This window comes from Roseofilum halophilum BLCC-M91, assembly GCF_030068445.1.
Taxonomy (GTDB): Bacteria; Cyanobacteriota; Cyanobacteriia; order Cyanobacteriales; family Desertifilaceae; genus Roseofilum; species Roseofilum halophilum.
In genome coordinates this window covers 1-9,110 of the sequence record NZ_JAQPOK010000008.1, presented here as the reverse complement: position 1 = coordinate 9,110, position 9,110 = coordinate 1, and the positions used below count along the sequence as shown (strand labels likewise).

Sequence of the window (9,110 nt, the reverse complement as noted above, 5' to 3'; positions counted from 1 at the left end):
TGTCTTCTTCCCATTGACGATAGCTACCACGGTAACCGGGGGGACGACCAAAAGCTACCATGGCATCGGGTGCTTGGCAGGGTGCGGGGGGGGCATCCACTTGCACGGGATACCATAACAAATCTCCCGCTACAAAGGCTTCTTCATCTTTCAATAAATGTTTGAGATTGGTAACTAAACGGACAATCCACTCATATTGCTCGGTATTCTCGGCCATGGGTAACCCGTCCGAATCTGGATAGAGGATATCTGGAGAAAGGGGAGTTTGAACCATGAATCTTACACACCATACAGATATACTTTATAATACCCGATCGCTGAAAAAACTGCTATATTTACGGACTTTGTTTGGGCCAATTGACAAAGTGTCACTGAAAATTCACAGAAATTTCACAAAGCATTGTAGATTCAAATCACAAGCGATGTTCGGGTTTGGCCCGATACTAAACAAGAATGAGTAAAGGTATAGGTCTCATGAGTGTCATTTCCCAAGTGGTTCAGGAAGCATTAACCACCGGTTATCTATCCATTGAATCGGAAAATCAACTGCGATCGCTGTTGCAGAACCCGTATGGTCAAGAAGATTTTCACGCTTTCCGACAATTACAAATGGCGGCGATGATGGGTAATGTGAAGCAAGAATCTCGTGAGTTGCTCTGTGGCAGTCAAATTTCTAGTCAATAGCGATCGCCCCGAATCCAGAGCGCTGCTACCCCCCAGAGATCGTTACGTTTCAGGGGATAACTCATCCTCTTCATCTGGCTCTTCTGCGTGCTGACGCTGCTCTTGCAGCGCTTGTTTTTCCTCGTCTAGCTGTACTTTTTCCTTATTGAGTTTTTCCTCTACAATTTGTAATTGGGCGTGACGAGCCTCGACTTCCAGTCGTCCACGAGCAACTTCCTGACTTTGCAGGGTCAGATCTTGCCGCCATTGTTCCGCCCGTTCTATTTCTGATTGTAAAAATTCTGGGGTAATCCCTACTGATAAATACTGTTCGATTAATTTTAACACCCAATCTTTGGCATCAGAAATACTCAGGATTTGCCGATTTTCCGTCAGTTCCACTAGCACGAGCTGGTTCTGAGTCCAAGTTTCAGGGTCGGTACAAGGAATGATTTCTTCCTGAGTGGCCAGTTTCCAGGTGGTTTCGGACTCTTGAGCTGCCAAAACTCGTAAACCCGCTTTACCTAAAAATTGCTCTGTCTGTACCTGGGCTAGATATAACATGGCCGTTGATTTTTCACTGTAAGTCATGGAAGCGATCGGGTAGATAAAGGCGATCGCCTTTAATCTGAGAGATTACTGAGGCGATCGCGCAGGATTTGAGCCTGGATTTGTAATTGTTCTAATGTATCTCTGGCCCCTTGAACGACATCTTGAGGCGCTTTGTTCACAAATCCGGGATTCCCCAAACGGGCTTGGAGAACTTGGCTTTCTTTTTCAATCTTACCTAAATCTTTCTCGACTTTAGCGCGTAGGGCCCCAATATCCACAACCCCAGCGAGGGGAATCAAGACTTGCACGGTTCCGGTGACTCCGACAACGGTTTGTTTCATGGTTTCGTTTAAGGTCGCACAAACAGTTGGGGCTTCGGTTTTGGCCAGATTCTGGATTAGGGATGAGCCTTGGGTTAAAATCTCTTGCTCGGTTTGATTTTCGGTTTGCAGGACTACGGGGACTTTGAGACCGGGCTTAATTTCGGCGATCGCCCGCAGGTTGCGAAGGGTGCGAATAACGTCGATCAGTTGGGCAAATTGGGTTTCTAATTTGGGGTCGATCAGTGCCTCATCGGGTTCGGGATAGGTTTGCCTAGCTAAGGAGGTGAGGTCACTTCGACTCCGCTCAGTGACCTCAGTCGAAGCGACCTCAGTCGAAGCGACCTCACTTTGGGTGAGGGTTTGCCAAATTTCTTCGGTAATATGGGGCATAAAGGGATGCAGCAGTTTTAAGATCCCGTCTAAGACTAGGGCTAAGACTTGTTGGGCAACTAACCGCGAACCGTTCACTGAGCGAAGTCGAAGTGAACGGTTCGCAGCATCTCCCTCCTTATCGTTTTGCCAGAGTCTGGGTTTGACCAGTTCAATATACCAGTCGCAGAAGTCGTTCCAAATCAGTTCGTAGATTCCTTTGGCTGCTTCCCCTAAGCCATATTGGTTTAAGTCGTTGCGGGTTTGCCTAGCGACTTGATGGTAGCGGGAGAGTATCCAGCGATCGCCGTCTTCTAAATCTTCCATGGCTGGCATTCCCAAATCTGACGGGGTTTTGCCATCCAAGTTCATCATCACAAACCGGGCTGCATTCCAGAGCTTATTGGCAAAGTTGCGAGAGGCTTGTACGGAGGTAGACTCATCGGTTTTGCGATCGTATTCTAGGCGAATATCTTGCCCTGCACCAGCGACTTCCCGAATTAGGGTATAGCGGAGGGCATCGGCCCCATATTTTTCGATTAAGATCAGGGGGTTAATGCCATTGTTGGCCGATTTTGACATTTTCTTGCCGTTTTCATCCCTGACCAAGCCATGGATGTAAACTGTTTCAAAGGGCATTTTGCCGGTAAAGTGGCCAGCCATCATCGTCATCCGCGCCACCCAGAAGAAGATAATGTCAAAGCCAGTGACTAGGGTGGTGGTGGGATAATAGCGGCTCAGATCCGCCGTTTCTTCGGGCCATCCCATGGTGGAAAAGGGCCAGAGTCCGGAGGAAAACCAGGTATCGAGAACATCGGGATCTTGCTCTAGTTGAGCATTTTTTCCATATTGGGCTTGGGCCTGTTCTAGGGCTTCGGCTTCATTGGCCGCTACAATAAAGGGAGTCGAATCTTTAATTTCTCCTTCGGTTTCGCTGACCACATACCAAGCGGGAATTTGATGCCCCCACCACAATTGCCGGGAAATACACCAATCTTTTAATTTTACTAACCAATCTCGGTAGACTTTTCTCCAGCGATCGGGCACAAATACAGGCTCATTCTGGTTATCGAGCAACTCTAGGGCGCGATCGGCTAAGGGGCGAATTTTGACAAACCATTGGGTAGAAATCAGGGGTTCAACGGGGACTTTGCCGCGATCGCTATAAGGAACCGTCGTCTTATAATCTTCCACCTTCACCAAACATCCCTCTTCTTCTAGGCGCTTCACCACTGCCTTCCGCGCCTCAAACCGGTCTAACCCCTCAAATTCCCCAGCATTCTCATTCAAACTGCCGTTCTTGTGCATGATATTCATCATCGGCAGGTTATGGCGTTTGCCCATCTCAAAATCATTAGGGTCATGGGCAGGCGTGATTTTTACACAACCTGTTCCAAACTCCGCATCCACATATTCATCCCCAATAATGGGGATTTCCCGACCCACCAAGGGCAACCGTAACGTCTTGCCAATTAAATCTTTATACCGCTTATCCTGGGGATTTACTGCCACCGCCGTATCTCCCAACATGGTTTCCGGTCGAGTGGTTGCCACTTCCACAAACCCCTCACCCTCCGTCAACGGATAGCGGAAATACCACAAATGGCCATCTATTTCCTTATTTTCAACCTCCAAGTCGGACACTGCCGACTCAGAAGCGGGACACCAATTCACCATATAGTTGCCCCGATAAATCAAACCTTCTTGATAAAGGCGCATAAAGGCTGTAATCACTGCCTTTGATAGCCCTTCATCCATCGTAAATCGCTCCCGCGACCAATCCACGGATACCCCTAGGCGGCGCAGTTGATTCACGATTGTGCCACCCGACTCTTCTTTCCACTGCCAAGCTCTTTCTAAAAACACCTCCCGGCCGACATCGTAGCGATTTTTGCCTTCACTTCTGAGTTGCCGCTCTAAAATGGTCTGTACGGCAATACTGGCATGATCGGTTCCCGGCAACCACAACGTATTTTCTCCCAACATACGATGATAGCGAACCAAGGTATCAATCAGGGCACTTTCAAAGGCATGGCCCATGTGCAAGCTACCGGTTACATTCGGGGGTGGAATCACCACACAGTAGGCATCTCCACCCTCCCTCGGATCGGCCTTAAAGATTTCATTTTCTTCCCAATACCGTTGCCATTTGGCTTCAGCACTCAAGGGATCGTATTGAGTCGGGTTACTAGAAGAATGTGCGCTCATGGATAAACAGAATCGATTGGCGATCGGTGATAGGTGGTCGAGGGAAGTCGAATTGTAGGTTGGTTCACCCGTTTGGGATCTAAATTGCGAGAGCCAGACCAAAAGACTCTCGCACATACTTTCGGGATCTAGTTTATCGGAGAACCAACCGTCCAAGTCTTATCCCTAGAGTGCTAAACACTGGCAGGGACTTTTACGGACTCTTGGGTTAACTGCTCGTAAATGGCTCGCATTTTTAATCCGGTTAGCACTTGGAACAGTCCTGTACCATTGGTCGAACCCGGATAATCCGGATGTTGCCGCAGCAAGTGAGTTAATTCCCCATATTCTTTTGTTGAGGTGTTGCTCAAGTGACCTTCGATATAGATGAGTTCCTCTAGATTCTCAAACTGACCATCGACTTCCAGGATCGACACTTCATGGCCATAGTAAGCATCTGGCCCATAATGCATTTTAATGCCGGGATAGGAGCAAGTTAACTTCCGTCCACAGGGAATCCAGTCAATGGTCGATCCTTCGTCAAACAGGTAAACCGGTTCGCGACCGGCGACTCCATAGCGTTGGATCATCCGTACCCGCAAGATTTTACGGTCTTTGTCGTCTGGAATCAGTTGGGTAGGCAAGACCTGAATCACCACATCAGCATGAGCTTTCTGGGGGTCAATATAGGCCATGAAGTCCGGACGGCGAGCATTAATGGCAAATAGTACATCTTCATAGCGATGGCCTCTCTCTGCCATGTCTCGCTGGATTTTCCAGGCAATTTTGACTTCATCACTGATGTCAAGATAAACACTAAAATCCAATAGCTCCCTAACCCGCTCGTCGTACATCGGGTGTAGCCCTTCTAGAACAACGATGGAGCGGGGATGGATGGTTTCGGGGGGATCGAGTTCCCCAGTTGTATGGTTGTAAATGGGTTTTTGTATGGATTCACCGTTTTTAAGCGCTTTGGCTTGCTCATACATTAAGTCAAAGTTATTGGCTTTGGGGTTGAGCGCGGTAATCCCGGTTTCTTTACGTTGCTTACGGTCTAAAGAATGGTAGTCATCCAGACAAATTACGGTTATGAGATCTTCTCCAAATAAGTCGGTTAAGCGACGTAAGAAGGTTGATTTCCCACAACCGGAGTCTCCGGCAACACCAACTAAAACCACGCGATCCGGTTTACTGGTCATAGATTTCCTCTGTCAATCAATGGGTTCACTAAAGTTAGTTTTGGTTTATCACTAATGGAGTTAAACTAGCGTTGAGGGCAACCCATTAAAACCGCCCTTCGAGATTTTTCAACACTGGAGGGCGCTTGCTCCCTAAATAGCAGCCTCGCTCTCTTTGGTTGGGGACAACTCAAGCTAGAGTTTCAGCTCAGTTTTCCATGTTCAATATTCTGGAGGAAATTTTACCAGAATGGGATCATCCCCACAAGGCGCGTTTAGAGATTTAGGGTTGTCCTCAATACCTATGCTACGGTGAATGGGGTCTTTAAGAAAACCTAATCCTAATTATTCCTCTGAAAGGGGGCGCTTTTCGATAAAATGGTGGCATTGTCCCTCGCTGGCCAGATGGTAGAGAGGGGAGGTGAGACTCCTGAAGAGTGTTTTGGCTAACCAGGGCATCGCCTCCCTGAGCCTAGATTTTGTCTGGCTCTTTAAGTCTGGCTAACCCCACTTGATGGACAGCTCTCCGAGGAACTCACGTCAACTCACGTACAGTTGCTGGGAGGGGTTGGGAGATTCCTGTTGCCCCAAGTCTGAGTGGCAAGGGGATGATGTTTTAGCAATAGCGAATATTAAAAGAGAAAAGGAGAAATCTAAAGCTATGCCTACATCGAGTTTAGCTGGCAGAACCAGTAGCGCGTCCTCAAACCGTTTGTTTCAGTTTGAGGTGGTTGGTCTGAATCCAGGCAATATGGAGAATATGAATTGCTCCATTCGGCGCAGTGGTAGTGCAATGATTACTGTACCGTACAACCGTATGAATCAGGAAATGAGGCGCATTACTCGTCTAGGTGGCACAATTACGAACATTGTGCCCCTTAATTTTGCTGTGTCCTCTGAGGACGAAGCCTAAATAGGGTCTAGCTCTTCAAGATTCAGGGAGAGCTAGATTGACCCATGAGAGTGGTTCACTTACAGTAACTCTAGTCGCTTAAATCATTACTGTTGCCTACTGGCAACAGTGGTGGTTAAGTCATCTTGCGGTAATATGCCGTGCTGATATCAATGGGGAAAGGAGAAAATCAAGATAATGTATACATCGAGTTTAATGGGTAGATCCAGTAGCGTGTCGTCAAACCGCCTGTTTCAGTTTGAAGTGGTGGGTCTTAACCCAGGTAGTACGGCGAATATGAATTGTTCTGTTCGTCGCAGTGGTAGTGTCTTCATGACTGTGCCTTACAGCCGTATGAATCAGGAAATGAAGCGGATTGCTCGTCTGGGGGGCAAAATTGTTAATATTGTGCCCCTTAATGCTGATACGCCTTCTCGTAAAGAATCGGTTTGGGAGCCAGCCCCTATCCCTTCTCCCGCCTCTTCTACTCCAGGGACTGAAGGTAAAGTCCATAAGAAGTCTGAAGATCAAAAGATTCCGATCAATATTTATCGACCGAAAGATCCTTATATCGGTAAGTGTCTCAGTAATGAAAAGTTGGTTGCTGAAGGGGGATCGGGGATTGTTCAACATTTGACGTTCGATCTGTCCGAAGGAGACCTGAAGTATGTGGAAGGCCAAAGTATTGGGATTATTCCTCCTGGAACGGATGATAAGGGTAAGCCGCATAAGTTGCGGTTGTATTCGATCGCTTCTACTCGTCATGGTGATGAGGAGGAGGATAAGACGGTTTCTTTGTGTGTGAGACAACTGGAATATAAACATCCGGAAACCGAGGAAACGGTTTATGGGGTTTGTTCGACTTATCTGTGCAATCTGGAACCGGGTGCGGATGTGGCGATCACTGGGCCGGTGGGTAAGGAAATGCTCTTACCGGATGATGAGGAAGCTACGGTTATTATGATGGGAACGGGAACGGGAATTGCTCCTTTCCGTGCCTATCTCTGGCGCATGTTTAAGGAGAAGCATGAAGATTATAACTTCCGGGGATTTGCCTGGTTGTTCTTTGGTATTCCTTATAGTCAAAATATTCTCTATCGGGAAGAGTTGGAAAAAATCCAGCAGGAACACCCGGATCATTTCCGCCTTACTTATGCTATCAGCCGCGAACAGAAAAATCCTGAAGGCGGTAAGATGTATATCCAAGACCGGATTAAGGAAAATGCGGATGAGCTGTGGGAGTTGATCCAAAAACCGAATACCCATACCTATATTTGTGGTCTCAAAGGTATGGAAGGCGGTATTGATGAAGGGATGTCTGCGGCGGCTGGAAAGTTTGATGTTGACTGGAAGGATTATCAGAAAAAATTGAAGAAAGAACATCGTTGGCATGTGGAAACTTACTAAGAACTGATTGAGTTCTGCGATCGCCAAATTTAGGGGAGTTCTCTAGGGGACTCCCCTACTTCTATAAGGAGGGATAGGGGGATCGCCAATTACCCATTACCTATACCATCGCCGATGGGTTTGGAGGTGAGAATTAAGCGGAGTTTGGCATGGATGAGGTTGAGTTGGGCTAAACCGAGGTCTACATCGCCCTGAACGACAATGCCGGTATTCAAGAGGCGGTCTAGGAGTTCTAAAATGGAGGTGCGATCGCTGCTACGTTCCCCTGGATAATAGCCTTGTTTGGGCAATAGGGAGCCGATTTCCCCTAAGTCAATGTTTAAGTCGGCTGGATCGATGTCGAATATTTCGCACAGGTTGATAATCTGTTCTTCTAGACGCTGTAAGCTTTCGGCTGCTCGGTCTAATTCTTCTTCGCTTAGGCTCTCAGAATCCATGCGCCGAATGACTTGAGCTTCCATGAGTTGGCGAATGAGTTCGACAACGGTGAGCAGTAGGGGGGCAAGTCCTGCGTCAGGGGAGTGATCGGAAGAGGGAACTATCGAAGAAGTCATGCTTGATTGAGTCGTAGTGCAACCTTAGTTTACCTTACGCTCTTTGAGCTGTTGATTCAAATACTGCTTCTGATAGTGTAAATATTGACTGTGCCACTCCTGAAAGCGGCGATCGCCATCCCGAACCAGCATTTGGCGATAGTCTTCGGATGAGATATACTTCTTAGTCATAAATGGCTCCCATTAGTACATCGGTCAATGACCCAGAGGCTAATTCATCCATCGATTGGGTATCGGCAATATCTAACCGAGCGCCTGCTCTGGCGAGATCGTCATCTAGGGATTTCAAAAATCCCCGCGTCAGGGCATCGTCACCAACTTGAATAAAGGTAATCCCCAATTCTTCTTGGGTTTCCATTTTCTGGGTCGCTTCTACTAAAAGTTTAATCAGTTTTACCCGATTTTGGGGTTCTCGATCCAAAATCACCAGGATAATTTCCCCATTGACTTTGGTCTGTCCGTTGGCTTTGCGGGTAAAATAATTGTCTAGAGCCAGTTTAACGGTTTCCTCTAGGGCGATCGCTTGGTTAGGATCGTAGGAGTCGAGCAGGGCAATAATTTCCGCTTCACTCGCACAACTGACAGGGTTCGCCACACTGGAGTTAGGGACAGCCGCATTATACAGGCTCAGACAGTCTGGATCGAGTTCTGCGCATTGGCGACACAAGGCTAATAACCGCGATCGCGCTTGTTCCCAAGCGTGCTTAAATTCAGGCGATGTGGGCCGATCATTCCCAGGACTTCGGGCAATAATCACGGTATAATCCCTGTCTTGTAATATGGCTTCTTCAGTCATGGGGTTCTCTCTTTACCAGAAAAATTGGGTTTAAAGCCCCGCCCTGGAAGGGCGGCTTTTTGCCAAGTCCTCGTGTTATCATAACATTATGAGAACCCTAAAGTTTAAGCTATACAAACACAAGCGCAATAGATACCTAAAGCGACAAATCAATGCGGCTGGGGTCATTTATAATCATTGCATAGCACT

General features: G+C 47.5%; 9 protein-coding genes and 2 pseudogenes. 4 read left to right on the top strand and 7 right to left on the bottom strand.

Annotated elements, in window-relative coordinates; translation table 11 throughout:
• A pseudogene (locus PJF56_RS01295) lies at nucleotides 1-274 on the bottom strand (Uma2 family endonuclease); the annotation flags it as partial.
• Between the two features lie 200 nt (nucleotides 275-474).
• On the opposite strand from PJF56_RS01295, the gene PJF56_RS01290 reads away from it, so the two are divergent.
• The gene (locus PJF56_RS01290; RefSeq protein WP_283760820.1) at nucleotides 475-684 is read left to right on the top strand and encodes a hypothetical protein; all 210 of its coding nucleotides are present in this window, start codon (nucleotides 475-477) and stop codon (nucleotides 682-684) included.
• Nucleotides 685-726: 42 nt separating this feature from the next.
• Here PJF56_RS01290 and PJF56_RS01285 read toward each other — a convergent pair whose 3' ends face one another.
• From PJF56_RS01285 to PJF56_RS01275, 3 genes are all read right to left on the bottom strand, one after another.
• Entirely contained in the window at nucleotides 727-1,254 is a 528-nt protein-coding gene (locus PJF56_RS01285; RefSeq protein WP_283760819.1) for a hypothetical protein, read from the bottom strand.
• A gap of 32 nt (nucleotides 1,255-1,286) precedes the next feature.
• Nucleotides 1,287-4,115, bottom strand: coding sequence for a valine--tRNA ligase (locus tag PJF56_RS01280; RefSeq protein ID WP_283760818.1), 2,829 nt, complete (start codon nucleotides 4,113-4,115; stop codon nucleotides 1,287-1,289).
• A gap of 173 nt (nucleotides 4,116-4,288) precedes the next feature.
• Nucleotides 4,289-5,293 (bottom strand): phosphoribulokinase, encoded by a 1,005-nt coding sequence (locus tag PJF56_RS01275; protein ID WP_283760817.1) that lies wholly within the window; start codon nucleotides 5,291-5,293, stop codon nucleotides 4,289-4,291.
• Nucleotides 5,294-5,933: 640 nt separating this feature from the next.
• Between PJF56_RS01275 and cpcD the strand changes: the two genes are divergently transcribed.
• Both cpcD and cpcD/petH read left to right on the top strand, forming a co-directional pair.
• Entirely contained in the window at nucleotides 5,934-6,185 is a 252-nt protein-coding gene (gene cpcD, locus PJF56_RS01270) for a rod-capping linker protein CpcD (RefSeq protein WP_283760816.1), read from the top strand.
• Nucleotides 6,186-6,362: 177 nt separating this feature from the next.
• Nucleotides 6,363-7,571 carry a bifunctional rod-capping linker CpcD/ferredoxin--NADP reductase PetH gene (gene cpcD/petH, locus PJF56_RS01265; RefSeq protein ID WP_283760815.1) on the top strand — a complete coding sequence of 403 codons (1,209 nt, stop codon included), beginning with the start codon at nucleotides 6,363-6,365 and terminating at the stop codon, nucleotides 7,569-7,571.
• 89 nt (nucleotides 7,572-7,660) lie between these two features.
• On the opposite strand, the gene PJF56_RS01260 is transcribed toward cpcD/petH, so the two are convergent.
• The 3 genes from PJF56_RS01260 to PJF56_RS01250 are packed head-to-tail and all read right to left on the bottom strand — an operon-like array spanning nucleotide 7,661 to nucleotide 8,921.
• Nucleotides 7,661-8,125, bottom strand: coding sequence for a gas vesicle protein K (locus tag PJF56_RS01260; protein WP_283760814.1), 465 nt, complete (start codon nucleotides 8,123-8,125; stop codon nucleotides 7,661-7,663).
• 24 nt (nucleotides 8,126-8,149) lie between these two features.
• Nucleotides 8,150-8,296, bottom strand: a complete 147-nt coding sequence (locus PJF56_RS01255) for a hypothetical protein (protein WP_283760813.1) — start codon at nucleotides 8,294-8,296, stop codon at nucleotides 8,150-8,152.
• Nucleotides 8,289-8,921, bottom strand: coding sequence for a vWA domain-containing protein (locus PJF56_RS01250; protein WP_283760812.1), 633 nt, complete (start codon nucleotides 8,919-8,921; stop codon nucleotides 8,289-8,291). Before PJF56_RS01250 ends, PJF56_RS01255 begins: the two co-directional genes overlap by 8 nt.
• Before the next feature lie 88 nt (nucleotides 8,922-9,009).
• Between PJF56_RS01250 and PJF56_RS21970 the strand changes: the two are divergent.
• Nucleotides 9,010-9,110 (top strand): annotated as a pseudogene (locus PJF56_RS21970) (transposase); the annotation flags it as partial.